20 protein-coding genes and 2 tRNA genes are annotated in these 19,935 nt (G+C 71.9%); 14 read left to right on the top strand and 8 right to left on the bottom strand.

The window, feature by feature from the left end:
- Positions 1-56: 56 nt before the first annotated feature.
- The 3 genes from OIE69_RS15585 (at position 57) to OIE69_RS15575 (ending at position 1,940) form a co-directional block, all read left to right on the top strand.
- Positions 57-515: a molybdenum cofactor biosynthesis protein MoaE gene (locus tag OIE69_RS15585; RefSeq protein ID WP_089224062.1), complete on the top strand. Its 459-nt coding sequence runs from the start codon at positions 57-59 to the stop codon at positions 513-515.
- Positions 516-660: 145 nt separating this feature from the next.
- Complete coding sequence (locus tag OIE69_RS15580) at positions 661-828, top strand: hypothetical protein (protein WP_018561540.1); 168 nt, start codon at positions 661-663, stop codon at positions 826-828.
- 44 nt (positions 829-872) lie between these two features.
- On the top strand, positions 873-1,940 hold the full coding sequence (locus OIE69_RS15575; protein ID WP_326572536.1) for a YlbL family protein: 1,068 nt from the start codon (positions 873-875) through the stop codon (positions 1,938-1,940).
- A gap of 58 nt (positions 1,941-1,998) precedes the next feature.
- Here OIE69_RS15575 and OIE69_RS15570 read toward each other — a convergent pair whose 3' ends face one another.
- On the bottom strand, positions 1,999-2,553 hold the full coding sequence (locus OIE69_RS15570; protein WP_326572535.1) for a PPA1309 family protein: 555 nt from the start codon (positions 2,551-2,553) through the stop codon (positions 1,999-2,001).
- 146 nt (positions 2,554-2,699) lie between these two features.
- Between OIE69_RS15570 and OIE69_RS15565 the strand changes: the two genes are divergently transcribed.
- The 5 genes from OIE69_RS15565 (at position 2,700) to OIE69_RS15545 (ending at position 9,334) form a co-directional block, all read left to right on the top strand.
- On the top strand, positions 2,700-5,567 hold the full coding sequence (locus OIE69_RS15565; protein WP_326581176.1) for a UPF0182 family membrane protein: 2,868 nt from the start codon (positions 2,700-2,702) through the stop codon (positions 5,565-5,567).
- A 39-nt stretch (positions 5,568-5,606) separates the two neighbouring features.
- A tRNA-Met gene (locus OIE69_RS15560) sits at positions 5,607-5,680 on the top strand.
- Between the two features lie 200 nt (positions 5,681-5,880).
- Positions 5,881-7,743 (top strand): tetratricopeptide repeat protein, encoded by a 1,863-nt coding sequence (locus tag OIE69_RS15555; RefSeq protein WP_392567513.1) that lies wholly within the window; start codon positions 5,881-5,883, stop codon positions 7,741-7,743.
- Positions 7,744-7,794: 51 nt separating this feature from the next.
- Positions 7,795-7,868, top strand: a tRNA-Met gene (locus OIE69_RS15550).
- A 206-nt stretch (positions 7,869-8,074) separates the two neighbouring features.
- The gene (locus tag OIE69_RS15545; protein WP_326572533.1) at positions 8,075-9,334 is read left to right on the top strand and encodes a HEAT repeat domain-containing protein; all 1,260 of its coding nucleotides are present in this window, start codon (positions 8,075-8,077) and stop codon (positions 9,332-9,334) included.
- Here the strand turns inward: OIE69_RS15545 and OIE69_RS15540 are convergent.
- On the bottom strand, positions 9,304-9,714 hold the full coding sequence (locus OIE69_RS15540; RefSeq protein WP_326572532.1) for a Fur family transcriptional regulator: 411 nt from the start codon (positions 9,712-9,714) through the stop codon (positions 9,304-9,306). The two genes, OIE69_RS15545 and OIE69_RS15540, sit on opposite strands and share 31 nt — an antisense overlap.
- Before the next feature lie 156 nt (positions 9,715-9,870).
- On the opposite strand from OIE69_RS15540, the gene OIE69_RS15535 reads away from it, so the two are divergent.
- A complete protein-coding gene (locus OIE69_RS15535; protein WP_326572531.1) occupies positions 9,871-11,331 on the top strand; it encodes a catalase in 1,461 nt (486 codons plus the stop codon).
- Positions 11,332-11,412: 81 nt separating this feature from the next.
- Here the strand turns inward: OIE69_RS15535 and OIE69_RS15530 are convergent, their stop codons facing one another.
- Together OIE69_RS15530 and hisN are read right to left on the bottom strand one after the other, a co-directional pair.
- Positions 11,413-11,805 (bottom strand): CBS domain-containing protein, encoded by a 393-nt coding sequence (locus tag OIE69_RS15530; protein ID WP_089224055.1) that lies wholly within the window; start codon positions 11,803-11,805, stop codon positions 11,413-11,415.
- Between the two features lie 142 nt (positions 11,806-11,947).
- Positions 11,948-12,745 carry a histidinol-phosphatase gene (gene hisN, locus OIE69_RS15525; protein ID WP_326572530.1) on the bottom strand — a complete coding sequence of 266 codons (798 nt, stop codon included), beginning with the start codon at positions 12,743-12,745 and terminating at the stop codon, positions 11,948-11,950.
- Between the two features lie 149 nt (positions 12,746-12,894).
- Between hisN and OIE69_RS15520 the strand changes: the two genes are divergently transcribed.
- Positions 12,895-13,521, top strand: coding sequence for a TetR/AcrR family transcriptional regulator (locus tag OIE69_RS15520; RefSeq protein ID WP_326572529.1), 627 nt, complete (start codon positions 12,895-12,897; stop codon positions 13,519-13,521).
- A 43-nt stretch (positions 13,522-13,564) separates the two neighbouring features.
- Here OIE69_RS15520 and OIE69_RS15515 read toward each other — a convergent pair whose 3' ends face one another.
- The 4 genes from OIE69_RS15515 to OIE69_RS15500 all read right to left on the bottom strand — a co-directional run bounded on the left by OIE69_RS15515 (position 13,565) and on the right by OIE69_RS15500 (position 17,087).
- Positions 13,565-13,888 carry a DMT family transporter gene (locus OIE69_RS15515; RefSeq protein ID WP_018561551.1) on the bottom strand — a complete coding sequence of 108 codons (324 nt, stop codon included), beginning with the start codon at positions 13,886-13,888 and terminating at the stop codon, positions 13,565-13,567.
- A gap of 65 nt (positions 13,889-13,953) precedes the next feature.
- Positions 13,954-14,955 (bottom strand): ribosome small subunit-dependent GTPase A, encoded by a 1,002-nt coding sequence (gene rsgA, locus OIE69_RS15510; protein ID WP_326572528.1) that lies wholly within the window; start codon positions 14,953-14,955, stop codon positions 13,954-13,956.
- 3 nt (positions 14,956-14,958) lie between these two features.
- Complete coding sequence (gene aroA / locus OIE69_RS15505) at positions 14,959-16,305, bottom strand: 3-phosphoshikimate 1-carboxyvinyltransferase (protein WP_326572527.1); 1,347 nt, start codon at positions 16,303-16,305, stop codon at positions 14,959-14,961.
- An 86-nt stretch (positions 16,306-16,391) separates the two neighbouring features.
- A complete protein-coding gene (locus OIE69_RS15500; RefSeq protein ID WP_089224051.1) occupies positions 16,392-17,087 on the bottom strand; it encodes a M50 family metallopeptidase in 696 nt (231 codons plus the stop codon).
- 54 nt (positions 17,088-17,141) lie between these two features.
- Here OIE69_RS15500 and OIE69_RS15495 point away from each other — a divergent pair, with 54 nt between their 5' ends.
- The 4 genes from OIE69_RS15495 to rsrA all read left to right on the top strand — a co-directional run bounded on the left by OIE69_RS15495 (position 17,142) and on the right by rsrA (position 19,846).
- Positions 17,142-17,957, top strand: a complete 816-nt coding sequence (locus OIE69_RS15495) for an SOS response-associated peptidase (RefSeq protein ID WP_326572526.1) — start codon at positions 17,142-17,144, stop codon at positions 17,955-17,957.
- A 38-nt stretch (positions 17,958-17,995) separates the two neighbouring features.
- Positions 17,996-18,637 (top strand): alpha/beta hydrolase family protein, encoded by a 642-nt coding sequence (locus OIE69_RS15490; protein ID WP_326581174.1) that lies wholly within the window; start codon positions 17,996-17,998, stop codon positions 18,635-18,637.
- Between the two features lie 232 nt (positions 18,638-18,869).
- Entirely contained in the window at positions 18,870-19,529 is a 660-nt protein-coding gene (locus OIE69_RS15485) for a sigma-70 family RNA polymerase sigma factor (protein ID WP_026251453.1), read from the top strand.
- A complete protein-coding gene (gene rsrA, locus OIE69_RS15480) occupies positions 19,526-19,846 on the top strand; it encodes a mycothiol system anti-sigma-R factor (RefSeq protein WP_326572525.1) in 321 nt (106 codons plus the stop codon). The genes OIE69_RS15485 and rsrA overlap by 4 nt, the downstream gene beginning before the upstream one ends.
- Positions 19,847-19,935 lie beyond the last annotated feature (89 nt).

Here is a 19,935-nt window from a genome sequence, read left to right as displayed (position 1 = left end):
TCGCCGCGCGAACTCGCTCCGGAAGGGGGTTTCCGCATGACGGGCGATGGGGCAGCATGAGCCGCATGGCACAGACGCACGACGAACCCCTCCGGCTCATCGCGATCCGGGACACCGAACTGTCCGTGGACGAGGTCTTCCGCGCGGTGGGGCACGACTCCGCCGGGGGCACCGCGCTGTTCGTCGGCACGGTCCGTGATCACGACGGCCCCTCGGGCGCCGAGGTGACCGGGCTCGGCTACTCGGCGCACCCCAGCGCGGAGGCGGAGCTGCGCCGGGTCGCGGAGAAGGTGGCCGCGGACTTCCCGGTCAGGGCACTGGCCGCCGTCCACCGTGTGGGCGAACTGCGGGTCGGCGACCTCGCGGTCGTCGTCGCGGTCTCCTGCCCGCACCGGGCCGAGGCCTTCGCCGCCTGCCGGAGGCTGATCGACGACCTCAAGCGCGAGGTCCCCGTCTGGAAGCACCAGGCCTTCGCCGACGGCACCGAGGAGTGGGTCGGAGCCTGCGCCCACTGACCACCGGACGCGCGGTTCCCCACCGGACTCCCCACTGGGTGGCCCACCTGCGGTTGCGTAACCTGCGACCCGCTCTGAACGTTGTAGCAGCAGAAGATTAGTCTGCTCATAGTTCTTGATCGGCATGCGCGTCCAGGAGGCCGAAGTGGCAGCGCTCGCATGGTTGCTCATCCCGCTGGTCGCCGCCGTCGCCGCGGCCGTCTGGGGAAGCTGGGCGGCGCGTACGCGCTCCACCGGGGACGGCGCCTCGCTCGCCGACTACGAGCGCTTCCGCGAGGCGATGCAGCGCACCGGATCGGGCGGACCGGCCTGAGGGCCCACGGGGCGGCTGACGGTCACGTACCGTACTGTCGTTCCATGCCACGCCGCACCGCGACGCTGCTCGCATCGACTCTGACCCTGATAGCGCTGCTGTGCGTCGCGCTGCTGTGGCGCGTCCCTTACGCGGAGATGTCGCCGGGGCCCACGGTGAACACGCTCGGGTCGCACGGCGGGGATCCGGTGCTGCAGATCTCGGGGCACAAGACGTATCCGGCCAGTGGTCACCTCAACATGACCACGGTGCGGGTGACGAGCGCGGACTACTCGATGAACCTGGTCGAGGCGGTCGTCGGCTGGCTTGCGCACGACCAGAAGGTCGTCGAGCACGACACGCTCTACCCCAAGGGGCAGACGGCCGAGCAGGCCGACCAGGAGAACGCCGAGGAGTTCACGCAGTCCCAGGACAGCGCGAAGGTCGCGGCGCTCGACGAGCTCGGCATACCCGTCGGCTCCCGGGTGATCGTCTCCGCCGTGGTCAAGGGCGCCCCCGCCGAGGGCGAGCTGCACGCGGGCGACGTGGTCAAGGCCGTGGACGGCCGGCCGGTGAAGGTGGCGGGCGATGTCGCCGAGCTGGTCACCAAGCACAAGGCGGGGCAGAAGGTGGTCTTCACCGTCGTGCCCAAGGGCGCGAAGGGCGACGCCACGCGGGACGTGACCATCACCACGGCGAAGTCGGCCGACGACGGCGCGGCCCGGGCGGTCGTGGGCATCCAGGCCGGGGTCGAGCACACCTTCCCGTTCAAGATCGACATCAAGCTGGCGGACGTCGGCGGCCCGAGCGCCGGCCTGATGTTCGCGCTGGGCATCGTCGACAAGCTCACCCCGGAGGACCTCACCGGCGGCAAGTTCGTCGCGGGCACGGGGACGATCGACGACGAGGGCAAAGTCGGCCCCATCGGCGGCATAGACATGAAGACCATCGGCGCACGGCAGAAGGGCGCCGAGTACTTCCTCACCCCCGCGGACAACTGCGCGGAGGCGGCGGCCGACACCCCGGGCGGCCTCACCCTGGTCAAGGTGAAGACCATCGACGACGCCCTGGACGCGCTCAAGGACATCGGCGAGGGCCGTACGTCGGCCCTGCCCTCCTGCACGAAGGGCTGAGCCCGGCGCGTCCGCACGGTCCGACGGCCCCGGGGAGCGCTCCCCGGGGCCGTCGGCGTCAGTCCTCGAAGGTCGCCGCCAGGGCCTCGGCCAGCCCCGGCACCAGAGCGGAGCCGGTCAGCACCTCGGTGGGGGAGTCCTTCTCGCGCAGCCGTACCGCCGCCTCCCGGGACCCGTCCCGCAGCACGCCCACGGTCATGCGGACCTCGTGGCGGTCGGGGTGCCCGGCGACCCAGCGGGCCAGCGCGGCGTCGTCCAGCCCCTCGGGGATGGACTCCTCCGCGGACGGGGGCAGCATCAGCCGCTCCACGGTGAGCGCGCAGCCGCTGACGACGCCCGGCCAGGCGATGGTGGCGAGGAACTCGTCCAGCGCGGTACCCGCCGGAAGCTCGTCCTGCTCGATCGGGGTCAGCCCGGCGGCTGTCTGGCCGCCGAGGCCGAGTTCCTCGGCGAGCTTGGGTTCCTGTGTGCGCAGCGCCGCGGTGTCGACCAGGGCGAAGAGCCGGGCGGGCTGGTCCCAGCCCAGGCCGGACGCATAGTCGTCGATCTCCAGGACGGCACGGGTGAGCGGGTTCGCGGCGAGCGGCGCACCCTCGGACGTGATGTTGGACATGCTCAATATCCTGCCTGTTCTGTGACCCGCATCCCCAATCGGGAGCCTTGGGGAACTGAGTAAACGCTGAGTAAGTTGCATCAGTGGGCGCCGGGACGGCGTCCGACGGAGACCGACACTTCGAGGTGCGCACCTTGGTATTCCAGATGCCGGACCGTGGCGGGGGTCCGCACGGGCCACGGATCAGAGTGGGCCGCCCGTCGCGGCGAGCCCGGACACTGCTGATGACCCTGGGCGTACTGGCCGTGCTGGCCATGGCGTTCGTCATGTTCGCGGGCTTCTGGACCGACTGGCTCTGGTATCGCTCCGTCGACTACTCCTCGGTCTTCACCACCACGCTGTGGACCAAGATCGGCCTGTTCTTCGTCTTCGGCCTGCTGATGGCCGCGGCCGTCGGCGTCAACGTGTACCTGGCGCACCGGCTGCGGCCGCCGCTGAGCGCGATGTCGATGGAGCAGCAGAGCCTCGACCGCTACCGGATGGGCATCGCCCCCTACAAGAAGTGGGTGCTGCTCACCGTCTGCGCGCTCGTGGGGCTGATCGCGGGCGCGTCCGCCTCCAGTCAGTGGCGCACATGGCTGCTGTGGACGAACTCCACCCCGTTCGGGACCAAGGACCCGCAGTTCCACGTCGACATCTCGTTCTACGCCTTCGACCTGCCCTGGTTCCGCTTCCTGCTGAGCTTCGGCTTCGCGGCCGTCGTGCTGTCGCTGCTGGCGGCGGCGCTGGTGCACTACCTGTACGGGGGCCTGCGGATCACCTCCCCGGGCGGCCGGGCCACGGCCGCGGCGACCGGGCACCTGTCGGTGCTGCTGGGGCTGTTCGTCACCCTGAAGGCGGTCGCGTACTGGCTGGACCGGTACTCGCTGGCGGTGAAGTCCGGCAACCTCAGGTCGGGCGACTGGACGGGTCTGCGCTACGTGGACGCCAACGCCTATCTGCCGGCCAAGACGATCCTGTTCGCCATCGCCATCATCTGCGCGCTGCTGTTCTTCGCCACCCTGTGGCGGCGCACCTGGTCGCTGCCGCTGATCGGCTTCGGCCTCATGGTGCTGTCGGCGATCCTGATCGGCGGCCTGTACCCGGCGATCGTGCAGAAGTTCCAGGTGCAGCCCAACGAGGCCGCCAAGGAGCAGCCGTACATCCAGAAGAACATCGACGCCACGCGTGAGGCGTACGGCATCGACCACGCCGATGTGACGGACTACACGGGCACGAGCAGCGACGCCAAGGAGAAGCTGCGCAGCGACGCCGACACGGCGGCGTCCATCCGCCTGCTCGATCCGAACGTGGTGTCGCCGACCTACCAGCAGCTGCAGAAGGTGCGCGGCTACTACGCCTTCCCGTCCACGCTCGACGTCGACCGCTACACGATCGACGGCAAGGAGCAGGACACCGTGGTGGGCCTGCGGGAGCTGAACCTGGAGGGCATCCCGCAGCACAGCTGGATCAACGACCACTTCAAGTACACGCACGGCTACGGCATGGTGGCCGCCAAGGGCACCACCACGACGGCCAGCGGCGAGCCGGACTTCACCGAGTACAACCTGCCGACCAAGGGCGACCTCGGGACGTACCAGCAGCGGATCTACTACGGCGAGCAGACCAAGCAGTGGTCGATCGTCGGCGACAAGTCCACGCCGGAGATCGACTACACCGACGACAACGGTGAGAAGCCGTACACGTACACCGCCAAGAGCGGTGTCGGCCTGAAGAACCCGGTGACCCGGCTTGCCTACGCGGTGTCCTTCGGCGAGCCGCAGATCTTCTACTCGGGCGCCGTCGGCGACGACTCGCAGATCCTGTACAACCGCATGCCCAAGGAGCGGGTCGAGGCGGTCGCGCCCTGGCTGACGATCGACGGGGACTCCTACCCGGCGGTCGTGGACGGGCGGATCGTGTGGATCGTCGACGCCTACACGACGAGCAACGGCTACCCGTACTCCTCGCGCACGACGCTCGGCGACACCACCGCGGACTCGCTGACCGACGGGCAGCGCGCCGTGCTGGCGCAGCAGAACCAGGTCAACTACATCCGCAACTCGGTGAAGGCGACCGTCGACGCGTACAGCGGCAAGGTCACGCTCTACCAGTGGGACACCGCGGACCCGGTGCTGAAGACCTGGATGAAGGCCTTCCCGGACACCGTCAAGCCCAAGACGGCGATCGACGACGCGTTGATGGCGCATCTGCGCTACCCGCAGGACCTGTTCAAGGTGCAGCGCGAGCTGCTGACGCGCTACCACGTCACCAAGGCGTCGACCTTCTACAGCGGCAGTGAGGTGTGGGCGGTGCCCAACGACCCGGCCGCCAAGACCGGGAAGTCGGTGCCGCCGTACTACCTGAGCCTGAAGATGCCCGGCCAGAACGGCCAGGCGTTCTCGCTCACCACGACGTTCACGCCGAACAAGCGCGAGAACCTCAGCGCGTTCATGGCGGTCGACGCGGACGCGAAGAGTCCGGAGTACGGCGCGATCAGGGTGCTGAAGCTGCCGTCGAACACCACGGTGTCCGGTCCGCAGCAGGTGCAGAGCCAGTTCAACTCCGACCCCAATGTGGCGGAGAAGATCAGGCTGCTCAAGGGCGGTGACTCGGAGGTCGAGTACGGCAACCTGCTGACCGTGCCGCTTGACGGCGGGCTGCTGTACGTGGAGCCGGTCTACGTCCGCGGCGCGGGCACCAACTACCCGCTGCTGAAGAAGGTCCTGGTGAGTTACGGCGGCCAGACCGAGTTCGAGGACACGCTCGGGCAGGCGCTCGACGCCGTCTTCGGTTCGGACGGCGGGGAGCCCGTGACGCCACCGGAGACGGGCGGCGGCGGGGGCACCGAGCCGCCGGCCGCGGGCAACCCGACGGTCGCCCAGGCCCTGGAGGACGCCCAGCAGGCGTACGACGCGGGTCAGAAGGCGCTCAAGGACGGCGACTGGGGCGCGTACGGCCAGGCGCAGAAGGATCTCGCCGACGCGCTGAAGCGTGCGAAGGACGCCGAGCAGCAGGCGGAGAAGACGGGCTGACGGGACCCATCCCGCGTCGTGGTACTGTTGGTGCACCGACGCGGGGTGGAGCAGCTCGGTAGCTCGCTGGGCTCATAACCCAGAGGTCGCAGGTTCAAATCCTGTCCCCGCTACTGTCGGAGAGGGCCCGGAGTCAATAGACTCCGGGCCCTTTCACTTGTATGGGGGGAACTCCTTCCGCTGAGGTTTCGGCGGGCATCCTGTCGGGAAGTCGACAAAACGCTGTAGTGACCTACGAAGTGACCGACTGGGATCGGCAGAACCTGCAGGTTTGCCGCATACCAGGTGTACTGCGGGTACGGGTGATGCGACGATGGACCTCATGGGGGATGGTGCAAGGCTGCTGAAGACTCGTCAGATCCGGGATATCGGGTCCGCGGGGCGGACGACCGTGCCCGCGACCGGGACCGCGCTCGTGCCCGCCGTCGCCGACCTGCTGCCCGGTCCGCGGGTGGGCGGTCTCGACGAGGAGCGCCTCATCGAGTCCGAACTCCCCGACGAGGAGACCCTGGAGGCCCGCGAGGAGGCCGAACTCGAGGCGCGCCACCGGCGGGCCGCCGAGCACGGCGACATCGGGGCCATGAGCGTGCTGGGCACCATGCTGCTGCGCCGCGGCGACCTGGAGGGCGCCGAGCCCCATCTGCGCGGCGCAGCCGCCGGAGGGGACCGTCCGGCCGCCAACAACCTGGGCCTGCTGCTGCACCAGCGCGGTTACGCCGAAGAGGCCGCCGCATGGTGGCGGATCGCCGCGGTCGCCGGTTCCGCCGCGGCCGCGCACGCGCTCGGCCGGCACTTCCGCGAGCGCGGCGACGAACCCGGGGCGGAGTACTGGCTGCGCCAGGCCGCCGAGTCCGGGCACACCCTGGGCGCGTACGCGCTGGCCGACCTCCTGGACCACCGGCGCGACGTCGGCGCCGAGCGCTGGTTCCACGCCGCCGCCGAGCACGGCCACCGCGAGGCCGCCTACCGGCTCGCCCGCATCTGCGCCGAGCGCGGCGAGGAGCGCGAGGCCGAGCAGTGGTACCGGCAGGCCGCCGCCCGCCGGCACCGCAGGGCCGCCCTGCGTCTCGGCACGCTCCTGGAGGAGCGCGGCGAGTTCGAGGAGGCCAAGCGCTGGTACCTGACCGCCGCCCGTGACGGGGAGCCGCGCGCCGCCTGCGCGCTCGGCTTCCTGCTGCGCGACGCCGGCGACGTCGACGGCGCCGCCACCTGGTGGCGGCGCGCCGCCAACGCGGGCGACGGCAACGCGGCCAACGCCCTGGGCGCACTGCACGCCCAGGAGGGCGAGACCCAGACCGCCGAGCGCTGGTACCGGGCGGCACTCGAGGCGGGTGACGTCAACGGCGCCTTCAACCTCGGGCTGCTCTGCGCCGCCCAGGGCCGCACCACCCAGGCCGAGCAGTGGTACCGCAAGGCCGCCTACACCGGGCACCGCGAGGCCGCCAACGCGCTCGCCGTGCTGCTGCTGCAGCGCGGCGACGCCGCGGGCGCCGAGCCGTGGTTCTCCAAGGCCGCGGAGGCGGGCAGCGTGGACGCCGCCTTCAACCTCGGCATCCTGTACGCCGGGCGGAGCGACGACGCCACCGCGCGGCGCTGGTACGAGCGCGCCGCGGCCAGCGGGCACGGCGAGGCAGCGCTCCAGGTGGCCATCGCCCTGCAGAAGGAGGGCGACGCGCACGGCGCCGAGCGCCACCTGCGCTGCGCCGCGGGCAGCGGCAGTCCGGAGGGTGCGTTCCGGCTCGGGGCGCTGCTGGACGCCCAGGACACGCAGGAGGCCGCCGCCGAGGCCGAGGAGTGGTACGCCCGCGCCGCCGGCCAGGGGCACCGCCGCGCCCAGGTGCGGCTCGGCATGTGCGCCGCCAAGCGCGGGGACGTCGTCGACGCCGCCCACTGGTACCGCGAGGCCGCAGAGGGCGGCAGCCGCAACGGGGCCTTCAACCTCGGGCTGCTCCTCGCCCGGGAGGGCGCGGAGCCGGAGGCGGCCCTGTGGTGGACCCGTGCCGCCGACGCGGGGCACGGACGCGCCGCGCTGCGGCTGGCGCTGCTGGCCGCGCGGCACGGACAGCTCGCGGACGCCAAGGCGTGGTGCGCCCGCGCCGTCGAGTGCGGCCCCGCCGAGGTGGCCGAGCGGGCGGCCCGGCTGACCGACGCCCTGGAGCACGAGCTCTCCGCGTGAGAAGCGATTTGCGCTGCTCAGCCCCGGGAGGTTAATCTAAGGGCACAACGACGCGGGGTGGAGCAGCTCGGTAGCTCGCTGGGCTCATAACCCAGAGGTCGCAGGTTCAAATCCTGTCCCCGCTACTGAAGAGAAGGGCCCGGAAGCCATGGCTTCCGGGCCCTTGTCGTATGCGTTCGGTACAGCCAAGGCATGGTTCGGGCAAAAGGGTGCGGACGGTCCTGGGCCGGCCGGCGCCGGCGCGCGATCCTGAGGACAGGCCCTCAGGTGGCGCGAGGAGGCGGGGTTGCTTCGCAGGCGGCGTAAGCGGCGGCCGACGGAACTCAGGGATGTGACGCGGTGGGGTCGCCTGTGCGCGGCCGCGGACGTGGAGGAGCTGCTCCGTGAGCTGCGGAGCGCCGCCGGGGACGAGGACGCCGCCTACGACCGCGCGGCGGCGCTGAAGGCGCTGGCCGCGGCGCCGCCCCGGTTGTGGCTGCTGCTGGACCGTGCCGCGCGGGTGCAGGAAGGCGCACCCCCGGCGCCCGGCGACAGCGAGCCGCTGCGGTTGCTGCTGGCCGCGATGGACCGGGACGGGCGGACCCGGCAGGCCGCCGTGGAGGAGCTGGCGGTGCACGGCGGGCCGCTGGTGGCGTCGGCCCTCGCGCTGCGTACGGCGGACTGGGTGGACCAGGTCCGCGACCCGGCCCTGGCGGCGCTTCTGCGGCGTACCGCCCCGGACGAGGCCGCCGCGGCCGTACGGCTGCTGCTGAGGCTGCGCGGACGGAGCCGGGCCGTGCACACCCCGGAGGCGTACCGCGGGGTGCTGGCGGCCCCCGAGGCCCGGCGTGCGGTGCGTGCGCTGGCGGCCGACGCGGACCCGCTGACCCGGCGGTTCGGGGTCGAGCTGGCCCTGCAGCTGGGGGAGTTCGTACGCGGAGACCTGGTGCGCACGGCGCTGCGCGACCCCGACCAGGTCTGCCGCAGGCTGTGCGCCGAGCGGCTGCTGCAGATGGACCCGGACCAGGCGGGGCGCCTGCTGTGGGCCCGCTCGGCGGCCGTGCGGGAGCTGGCGGTCGCGGCGCTGCCGGACGACGTGCCCGCGGCCCGGCTGACGGCGCCGCTGGCCGACCCGGCGCGGATCGTCCGCGCCCAGGCCCGCTGGCGGCTGTACAGCAGGGGTGAGCCCCCGGCGCTGGCGTACCGCAGGCAACTGCTGCGCTGCGGCCCGCAGAGCCCGCCGCGGCTGGTGGCCGGGCTGGTGACGGGGCTGGGGGAGTGCGGGGACGCCTCGGACGGACCGCTGGTGCTGCGGCTGGCGCGCGAAGTGCGCGCCCCGTGGCCGCCGGTGGTGCGCCGGGCCGCGGTACGCGCGGCGGGCCGGCTCGTCCCGCGGGAGGGGCTGCTGCCGCAGTTGGCGCCGCTGGCCGTGGACCCGGACCCCGGCGTGGCCAGGGAGGCCTTCGAGGCGCTCTCCAAGGTGGCGGGCCAGGTGCCGGTGGAGACGGTGTGGGTGGGGCGTACCCGGCCGGAGCCGGGGGTGCGCAAGGCCGCGGAACGCGTGCGGCGGGCGGCCCAGCGTCAGGCGCAGGCGGGGCACAGGCCCCGGTAGGTGACCTCCACCTGGGAGACGGTGAAGCCGAAGCGCTCCGCGTCGGGCAGGTCCGCCAGCGGGTTGCCGTGCGGGTGGACGTCCCGGACGGTGCCGCAGCCGGAGCACACCAGGTGCTGGTGCGGCCGGTGGGCGTTGGGGTCGTAGCGCTTGGCGCGGCCGTCGGTGGCGACCTCTATGACCTCGCCGAGCGACACCAGTTCGCCGAGGGTGTTGTAGACGGTCGCGCGGGAGATCTCGGGCAGCCGGGCCGCCGCCCGCGCGTGCACCTCGTCGGCGGTCAGGTGGACGTGGTCGCCGTCCAGGACCTCGGCCACGACGCGCCGCTGCGCGGTCATGCGCCACCCGCGGCCGCGCAGTCGTTCCAGCAGGTCACTCATTCCATTTCACCTATCAGTGGGATGCGAACAGCTTAACAGTGACAGTCCGTATTCCGACCGGGTATGAGTTTGGGGCTCTTCTTGACTTGGACTCTGTCTATCGTAGGATCGCTTCCGGCGAAAGCCACGGCACAGCACCAACCCAGGGAGAGGCACGTGACGGTTCAGGAGACCGGCCCGCTGACCACGGAGGCGGGCGCCCCGGTCGCGGACAACCAGAACAGCGAGACCGCGGGCCTGGGAGGGCCGGTCCTGGTCCAGGACCAGCAGTTGCTGGAGAAGCTCGCCCGCTTCAACCGCGAGCGCATCCCGGAGCGTGTGGTGCACGCACGCGGCGCCGGCGCCTACGGCACCTTCACCGTGACCGCGGACGTGACGAAGTACACGCGGGCGAAGTTCCTCTCGGAGGTCGGCAAGCAGACGGAGACCTTCCTGCGGTTCTCCACCGTGGCGGGCAACCTCGGCGCGGCGGACGCGGTGCGCGACCCCCGGGGCTTCGCGCTGAAGTTCTACACCGAGGAGGGCAACTACGACCTCGTCGGCAACAACACCCCGGTGTTCTTCATCAAGGACGCCGTCAAGTTCCCCGACTTCATCCACACCCAGAAGCGCGACCCGTACACCGGCTCCCAGGAGGCGGACAACGTCTGGGACTTCTGGAGTCTGTCCCCGGAGTCGACGCACCAGGTGACCTGGCTGTTCGGCGACCGCGGCATCCCCGCGAGCTACCGCCACATGAACGGCTACGGCTCGCACACCTACCAGTGGACCAACGAGGCGGACGAGGTCTTCTGGGTCAAGTACCACTTCAAGACGGACCAGGGCATCAGGAACCTCACCCAGGGCGAGGCCAACCGGATCGCCGGTGAGGACCCCGACTCCCACCAGCGCGACCTGCGCGAGGCCATCGAGCGCGGCGAGTTCCCCAGTTGGACCGTGCAGGTGCAGATCATGCCCGCGGCCGAGGCGGCGGCCTACCGCTTCAACCCGTTCGACCTCACCAAGGTGTGGCCGCACGAGGACTACCCGCCGATCGAGATCGGCAGGCTGGAGCTCAACCGCAACCCGCAGAACGTCTTCGCCGAGGTCGAGCAGGCGATCTTCTCCCCGGCGCACTTCGTGCCCGGCATCGGCCCGTCCCCGGACAAGATGCTGCAGGGCCGGCTCTTCGCCTACGGCGACGCCCACCGCTACCGCGTCGGCATCAACGCCGACCACCTGCCGGTGAACCGCCCGCACGCGACCGAGGCGCGCACCCACGGCCGCGACGGCGCGCTCTACGACGGCCGCCACGGCGGGGCAAGGAACTACGAGCCGAACAGCTTCGGAGGCCCGGCCCAGACCGGCCGTCCCCTGTGGTCGGCCACCACGGTCACCGGGTACACCGGCAACCACGAGGCGCCCTCGCACGCAGAGGACGACGACTTCGCGCAGGCCGGCGACCTCTACCGGCTGATGTCGGAGGAGGAGAGGGAGCGCCTGGTCGCCAACCTCTCCGGCTTCATCGCCAAGGTGTCGCGCGACGACATCGCCGAGCGTGCGATCGGCAACTTCCGCCGTGCCGACGAGGACTTCGGAAAGCGGCTGGAGGCCGCCGTCCAGGCCCTGCGCGGCTGACCGGCGTCCGTCCCACAGGCCCGGAGGGGGCCGGGTGCGTCCAGGCACCCGGCCCCCTCCGATCCACGTCCGGTCCGGCCGTCAGCCGGTGAGGGCCGCGTGCGCGGGCTGCCAGCAGCGCACGATGTCGCGTACGGAGACCATGCCGACCGGGTTGCGGTCGTCCAGCACCACCAGGTGCCGGAAGCCGCCGCGCACCATTGCGGCGGCCGCCTCTTCGAGGGTCCACCGGGGCGCGGCGAAGACCACGTCGGTGGTGGTGTGGGCGGCGGCGAGTTCGTGGTCGGGGTCGAGCCCCGCACCGATGGCGTTGAGGATGTCGCGCTCGGTCAGGATGCCGAGACCGCAGGTGTCGGGATCGAGTACCACCGCCGCGCCCACCCGTCGGGCGGACATCAGCCGGGCGGCCTGGCGGAGGGTGTGGGCGGGACCGACCGTGAGAACGACCGTGCTCATGGCGTCGCGTACGAGCATGGGATACCCCTCGGGCTGCGTCGTGGCCGTCTTGAGAATCGTTTCACAAATGCACAAGCTCACGCATTCTCATGTTCACATGCGCCGCGGTCCGCAGCAAGGGGCGTGCGGAGGGTGATCGGTAGTGTGAGGGGGCGGTCGACTACGGGCGGTTCAGGAAGGCGAGCGTCTCCTCGTGCAGCAGCCCGTTGGACGCCGCCGCGTTCCCGCCGTACGGCCCCGGGGTCCCGTCCAGGCTGGTGAAGCGCCCGCCGGCCTCGCGCACGATCACCTCGTTCGCCGCCATGTCCCACAGGCTCAGCTCCGGCTCGGCGCAGATGTCCACCGCGCCCTCGGCGACCATCATGTACGGCCAGAAGTCACCGTAGGCGCGTGTCCGCCAGCAGGACCGGGTCAGGTCGAGGAAGCCGTCCAGGCGGCCCTGCTCCTCCCAGCCGCTCAGCGAGGAGTACGCGAAGGAGGCGTCCGCAAGCCGGCTCACCTGCGACACCCGCAGCCGCGTGGCGGAGGACAGGCTGCGACCGGTGTACGCCCCGCCGCCCTTCACCGCCCACCAGCGGCGCCCCAGTGCGGGCGCGGACACCAGGCCGACGACGCCCTCGTCGCCTCCCTCCCCGCGCACCATCAGCGCGATCAGGGTCGCCCACACGGGCACCCCGCGGACGTAGTTCTTGGTGCCGTCGATCGGGTCGACGATCCAGCGCCGCGGGCCGCTGCCCTCCGTGCCGTACTCCTCGCCGAGCACGGCGTCGCGCGGCCTGGCCCGGCCGAGCTGACTGCGGATCAGTTCCTCGGCGCGCTTGTCCGCCTCGCTGACCGGCGTCATGTCGGGCTTGGTCTCTACCTTGAGGTCCAGGGACTTGAAGCGCTCCATGGTGGCGGCGTCGGCGGCGTCGGCAAGGATGTGCGCGAGGCGCAGATCGTCGTTGAAGTCCGGCATGGAGCGAACAGTATCGATCGTGGGAGGTCGAGGTCACGCACGGAGCGCGGGGAGGGTTGACACCGACCGACGGCGCGTCAATTCTGGCCCCACAGCTCCCTGAGGCCGCTCGGTACCGCTCGAGACCGCTCGAGACCTTGGAGGCGATCGTGCCGACAGCGCGTGAATCACTCCTGGACGCCGCGCTGTCCGCACTGGGCGACCGGTCGTGGGCGACGATCAGGATGGTGGACGTCGCGGCCACCGCCGGGGTGTCGCGGCAGACCCTCTACAACGAGTTCGGCACCAAGGAGGGGCTCGCGCGGGCCCTGGCGCGGCGGGAGGCCGAGGCGTTCCTGGCGGGCGTGGAACGTGCCCTGGACACCGCCGGGCGGCAGGGCGCCGACGCCGGCGACTGCTTCGCCGCGGCGACCGCCTGGACCCTGCACAGCGCCCGCCGCAGCCCGCTGGTGCGCGCGGTGCTCACCGGCTGCCGCGGGGACCGGGTCCCGGCGGCGGCCGTCGTGCCGGTGCCGCTGCCACGGCTGCCGGGCCGGCGGCTGCGCAAGGACGACGCCCCGCTCGCCCCGGCCGAACTCCTCGACGCCTTCGGGGCGCGCGCCGTGACCGTGCTGGGGCGGCGCTTCCCCAAGCTGGACCAGGCCGAGGCCGACTGGGCCTGCGGGACCGCGGTGCGCGTCACCGTCTCCTACGTCCTCGCCCCCGCGGCCTCCGACGAGGAGGCGTGCCGGCGGGTCGCCCGGCTGGTCCGGGGACTTCTCCGGCGCGGCTGGTGACGGGCGCGGACCGGCACCGGGGCCGACCGGCGAGGGCGACGGATCAGTGGGTGGAGCCGGAGAGTTGGAGCCCGATGACGCCCATGACGACCAGGCCGATGGAGATCAGCTTCAGGGTCGAGACGACGTCTCCGAGGAAGGCCATGCCGTAGATCGCCGTCCCGGACGCCCCGATGCCCGTCCACACCGCGTACGCGGCCCCGACGTCGAGCTTCTTCAGGGCGAGCGTGAGCAGGCCGAAACTGCCGAGCGCGAAGGCGCAGAACGCGATGGTCGGCCACAGGCGGGTGAACCCGTGGGAGAGTTTGAGGCAGACCGCGAAGCCGGTTTCGAGGAGTCCGGCGACCACCACGAGGAGCCAGGCCATCGAGCGCCCTCCCGTTTCCGTCTGTCGATGAGCGATCATCACACAGCATGCCCGGAAATGGCGCCTCAGTCCCCTTCCTTGCGCTCACGCGTCGCGAGCAACCGCCGCAGCGAGAACAACCGGGCGGGTTCGGCGTGCCCGTCGGCCACCCAGGCGTCCAGCGCGCAGTCCGGTTCGTCGTGGCTGCAGGCGCGCGGGCAGTCCGCCGTGCCCGGTTCCAGATCGGGGAAGGCGTGGATGACCCGGGACGGATCGACGTGGTGGAGCCCGAAGGAGCGCACCCCCGGGGTGTCGATGACCCAGCCCTGCGCTCCACTGAGCGGCAGCGCGAGCGCCGAGGTGGTGGTGTGCCTGCCGCGTCCGGTGACCGCGTTGACGTGGCCGGTCGCGCGCTGGCGCTCCACCAGTGCGTTGACCAGGGTGGTCTTCCCGACGCCGCTGTGGCCGACGAAGGCGGTGATCCGGCCCTTGAGCTGCTCGCGGACGGCCGCCGTCGCCTCGGCGTCGAAGTTCTCGTGGCTGGTGACGACGTAGGGGACGCCCAATGGCGCGTACGTCTCCAGCAGCGGTTCCGCCGAGGCGAGATCGGACTTGGTGAGCACCAGCAGCGGCTCCAGCCCGGCGTCGTACGCCGCCACCAGGCAGCGGTCGATGAGCCTGGGCCGGGGCTCGGGGTCGGCGAGGGCGGTCACGATGGCGAGCCGGTCGGCGTTGGCGACGACGACCCGCTCGTAAGGATCGGTGTCGTCCGCGGTGCGGCGCAGCACCGAACTGCGCTCCTCGACGCGCACGATCCGCGCGAGGGTGTCCTTCTCCCCGGTCAGGTCGCCGACGATGCCGACCCTGTCCCCGACCGCGATGCCCTTGCGGCCCAGTTCACGGGCCTTCATCGCGGTGATCGTCCGGTCCTCGACGAGGCAGGTGACACGGCCCCGGTCGACGGTGAGGACGAAGCCCTCCTCGGCGTCCTCGTGCTTGGGCCGGATGCTGGTGCGGGGACGGTTCCCCTTGCGGTTCGGGCGGACCCGGACGTCGTCCTCGTCGGTGTGCTTGCCGTAGCGCCGCATGGTTCAGGCCCGGACCGGGGACGTGGGGGCCGCCGGTGCGGCACCCAGCATGGCCGTCCACATCTCGGGGAAGTCGGGGAGCGTCTTGCCGGTGGTCGCGACGTTCTCGACCCGGACGCCGTCGACGGCCAGGCCCAGGACGGCGCCCGCGGTGGCCAGCCGGTGGTCGTCGTAGGTGTGGAAGACGCCGCCGCGCAGCGCCCGCGGCCGGATGCGCAGCCCGTCCTCGGTCTCGGTGACGTCGCCGCCGAGTTCGTTGATCTCCTTGCTCAGCGCGGCCAGCCGGTCGGTCTCGTGCAGCCGCAGGTGGCCCACGCCGCGCAGCACGGACTCGGAGTCGGCGAGCGCGGCGACCGCCGCGATGCCGGGGGTGAGCTCGCCGACCTCCGACAGGTCGGCGTCGATGCCGTGGATGCGGCCGGAGCCGGTGAAGACCAGGCCCGTGTCCGTCAGCTCGCACGAACCGCCCATCCGGGTGAACAGCTCGCGCAGCGCGTCACCGGGCTGGGTGGTGCGGCGCGGCCAGTCGGGGATGACCACACGGCCGCCGGTGACCAGCGCGGCGGCGAGGAAGGGCTGGGCGTTGGAGAGGTCCGGCTCGACGGTGAGGTCGACGCCGAGCAGCGCGCCGGCGTCGACCCGCCACACGTTCGGCTCGCCGCCGTTCTCCGGGGTGTCCACCTTGGCGCCGGTGTGCCGCAGCATCTCCACCGTCATCTTGATGTGCGGCAGTGACGGCAGCGTCGGGCCGGTGTGCCGTACCTCGACGCCCTGGTTGAAGCGGGGGCCGGACAGCAGCAGGGCGCTGACGAACTGGGAGGACGAGGACGCGTCGACCGACACCGGACCGCCGTCCAGCGCCCCGCCGCCGTGCACGGTCAGCGGCAGCGCGCCGCGGCCCTCGTCGTCGATGCGGGCGCCCAGGGTGCGCAGTGCGTCGATGACCCCGTTGAGCGGACGCTCGTGGCTGCGCGGGTCGCCGTCGAAGTGCACAGGGCCGTCGGCGAGCGCGGCGACCGGCGGCAGGAACCGCATCACCGTGCCGGCGTTGCCGACGTCGACCGTGGCCGGCCCGTGCAGCCCGGCCGGGATGACCCGCCAGGCCTCGCCGCCGTAGGGGTTGACGACCTCGTCGATCTGCACGCCCATGGCGCGCAGCGCGTCGGCCATCAGCACGGTGTCGCGACTGCGCAGCGGACGGCGCAGCCAGCCCGGCTCGGAGGCGAGCGCGGCGAGCACCAGGGCGCGGTTGGTGACCGACTTGGATCCGGGCACGGTGACCGTCGCGTGGACGGGGGCGGACGCGAGCGGCGCGGCCCACAGGGCGGTGTGCGCGGGGTTACCGGTCATGGCCCCAAGCGTAGTGGCTCAAGGAGAAGGCGAATCGCTCACAAAGCGGACGAAACCTCAAGGAAACAGTAACCCGCCCGCAAGGGCTACAGCCCCACCAGCCAGCGGCCGCCGCCGAACAGCGACAGCAGCGCCACCGCGTAGAACAACAGCATCCACAGTGCCGCCGGGGTGTGGGTCAGCCGGGCCAGCTGGTCGGCGTCCGAGCCCGGGGCCGCACCGCCGTGCCGCTTGCGCTGGAGTTCCAGCACCGGCCGCACGCCCCCGAACAGCAGGAACCAGACCACGAGGTAGGCGAACGCAGCCTGGACGGCGGGCTCGGTCAGCCAGGACACCAGCAGGAAGAGGCCACCGGTCAGGAACACCGTCAGCACCCCGTACGCGTTCCTGATCATCACCAGCATCACCAGCAGCAGGGCCGTCGCCCCCCACAGCAGCGCCGTGATGTGGCCCGCCGCGAGGAGCAGGGCCCCGCCGAGGCCCAGCAGGGACGGCGCGGTGTACCCGGCCGCCGCGGTGAGGATCATGCCGAGGCCGTACGGCTTGCCCCGGGAGACGGTCAGGCCCGAGGTGTCCGAGTGGAGCCGGATGCCCTGCAGGCGGCGTCCGGACAGCAGGGCGACGAGGCCGTGGCCTCCTTCGTGGGCGATCGTGATCGCGTTGCGGGACAGCCGCCACAGGGCGTGCGGCAGGACCGCGGCCAGGGCGACGGCCGCGGTGACGCCCACCAGCCAGGACGAGGGCGCGGGCTGGGTGCCGAGGATCGAGTCGATGAGCTGCACGGTTCCGCACCATACGGTGCCCGGCTGTGTCCGCGCCGTGGCAATCTGGCACTCATGTGCGGTCGATATGCAGCGAGCCGGGGGCCCGAGGATCTCGTCGAGGTGTTCGACGTGCAGAAATGGGATCCCACGGAGGCGCTGGACCCCAACTGGAATGTCGCGCCCACCGACAGCACCTACGCGGTGCTGGAGCGGCCGGACAAGGAGACGGGCGAGATCGTGCGCCAGTTGCGCGCCCTGCGCTGGGGGCTGGTGCCGAGCTGGGCGAAGACGCCCGACGTCGGCGTCAAGATGATCAACGCGCGGGCCGAGACCGTGCACGAGAAGTCCTCCTACCGCCGCCCCTTTGCCTCTCGCCGCTGCCTGCTGCCCGCCGACGGCTACTTCGAGTGGGTCACCGGCAAGGACGAGCGGCAGCTGGAGGAGCAGGGGAAGAGGAAGCGGCCCCGCAAGCAGCCGTACTTCGTCACCCCCGTCGACGGCTCGGTCTTCGCGATGGCCGGGCTGTACGAGTTCTGGCGCGACCGCACCCTGCCCGACGAGCATCCGCGCGCCTGGTGGGTCACCTGCACCGTCATCACCACGGAGGCCTGGAGCGAGCCCTTCGCCGACGCCGACGAGCGCCCCGGCGGTCCGCGCTCACTCGCCGAGATCCACCCGCGCATGCCGCTGTGGATCACCCCGGACCACTGGGACGACTGGCTCGACCCCACGCGCACCGGCGTCGAGGACCTGCGCGCGCTGCTCGCGCCGCCGCGGCCCGGCCTGCTGCGCGTGCACCCCGTGCGCACCGAGGTGAGCAACGTCCGCAACAACGGGCCGGAGCTGGTCGAGCCGATCGAGGCGCCCGAGGAGGCGACGCTGTTCTGACCGCCCGCGGTGCCAGACTGGCCGCTGTGAGCGAGATCATGGAGACCGTGCCGACGCCCGTCGGGGACGCCCGCGTCACCTGGCACCGGGCGCGTCGCCCCCGCGCCGTGGTGGCGCTGGGCCACGGCGCGGGAGGCGGCGTCGAGGCGCGCGACCTGCGGGCCCTGGCAGCGGCACTGCCGCCGCACGGCTGGACGGTCGCGCTGGTGGAGCAGCCCTGGCGGGTGGCCGGCAGGAAGCTGGCGCCCGCGCCGAAGACCCTGGACACCGCGTGGACGGCGCTGTGGCCGGCGCTCGCCCGGCCCGGTCTGCCGGTGGTCGCCGGCGGCCGCAGCGCGGGCGCCCGGGTGGCCTGCCGTACGGCGGCGGAACTGGGCGCGGTGGCGGTGCTGGCGCTGTCCTTCCCGCTGCACCCGCCGGGGAAGCCGGAGAAGTCCCGCAAGGACGAGCTCCTCGCGGCGGCGCTCAAGGGTGTGCATCTTCTGGTCGTCCAGGGCGGGCGCGACCCCTTCGGCCGCCCCGAGGAGTTCCCCGAGGGGTACGAGCCGGTCGGGGTGCCCTTCGGCGACCACGGGTTCGCCGTCCCGAAGTCGGCGGACATCACCCAGGAGGCAGCACTGAGCGTCATCACCGACGCGGTGCTGGGCTGGCTGGAGGAACTGCCCCCGCTTCGGGAATGAGCGGTGCGCGGCCCGTGTTGTGCCAGGCGTCCGCACGAAAAAACGTACGCACAGTGAGGAAGGCAGCCGGATGGTCAGAGCCGAGTGCCGGGCGCGTGCCGAGGCGCCGTACCTGTCGTGGCCGGAGTGGCCGTCGACGGGCGGGGCCAACAGGAACAGCGCGCCGATCCCGCCCGGGATATCCTCCGATGGCGTGGGGTCCGCTTACGGCCCCGTGACCGTCGTGGAGGAGGTGGGTCCGGTCAGCGGCAACGACGACAGCCCGTCCGAGGTGCCTGAGGTGCAGGTGACTCCGGAGTCCGACGTCGAGCGCAGTGCGCGCTTCGAGCGGGACGCCCTGGAGTACCTGGACCAGATGTACTCGGCGGCGCTGCGCATGACCCGCAACCCGGCCGATGCCGAGGACCTGGTGCAGGAGACGTACGCGAAGGCGTACGCGTCGTTCCACCAGTTCCGTGAGGGCACCAACCTGAAGGCGTGGCTGTACCGCATCCTCACCAACAGCTTCATCAACTCCTACCGCAAGAAGCAGCGCGAGCCCCAGCGCAGCGGCACGGAGGAGATCGAGGACTGGCAGCTGGCACGCGCCGAGTCGCACATGTCCACGGGTCTGCGCTCCGCCGAGTCCCAGGCCCTGGACCACCTGCCCGACTCGGACGTGAAGCAGGCGCTGCAGGCGATCCCGGAGGAATTCCGGATCGCGGTCTATCTTGCCGACGTCGAGGGCTTTGCCTACAAGGAGATCGCCGACATCATGGGAACCCCCATCGGTACGGTGATGTCCCGTCTGCACCGTGGGCGGCGGCAGCTGCGTTCGCTGCTGGAGGACTACGCGCGGGAGCGCGGGCTCGTCCCGGCGGGCGCGGGCGACGAGAAGGGCTCGGGCACATGAGCTGCGGCAACCCGCATGAGACGGACTGTTCCGAGGTGCTCGAACATCTTTACGAGTACCTGGACAACGAGATGTCCGACGACGCCTGCGCCAAGTTCAAGCAGCACTTCGACGAGTGCCACCCCTGCCTGGAGAAGTACGGACTCGAGCAGGCCGTCAAGAAGCTGGTCAAGCGCTGCTGCGGGCACGACGACGTGCCCACGGACCTGCGCTCCAAGGTGCTCACGCGGATCGAGCTGATCCGCGCAGGCGAGGTGGCGCCGGTACCGGAGCCGGCCGACGGCGGCAGCGCGCCGACCGGTTCCCCGGCCGTCTGACGCACACGGCACCGGCAGGTCACCCGGGATCACCCGAAGGCGGGAATCGCGGCCGCTCACCCACCGGGCGGCGGCCGCGCCCCTAGCCT

Origin of the sequence: Actinacidiphila glaucinigra, assembly GCF_035918135.1 — a bacterium.
In the GTDB taxonomy this organism is placed as follows: Bacteria; Actinomycetota; Actinomycetes; order Streptomycetales; family Streptomycetaceae; genus Actinacidiphila; species Actinacidiphila glaucinigra.
The sequence above is the reverse complement of the archived record's forward strand: the minus strand, read 5'-3'. Positions and strand labels throughout refer to the sequence as shown.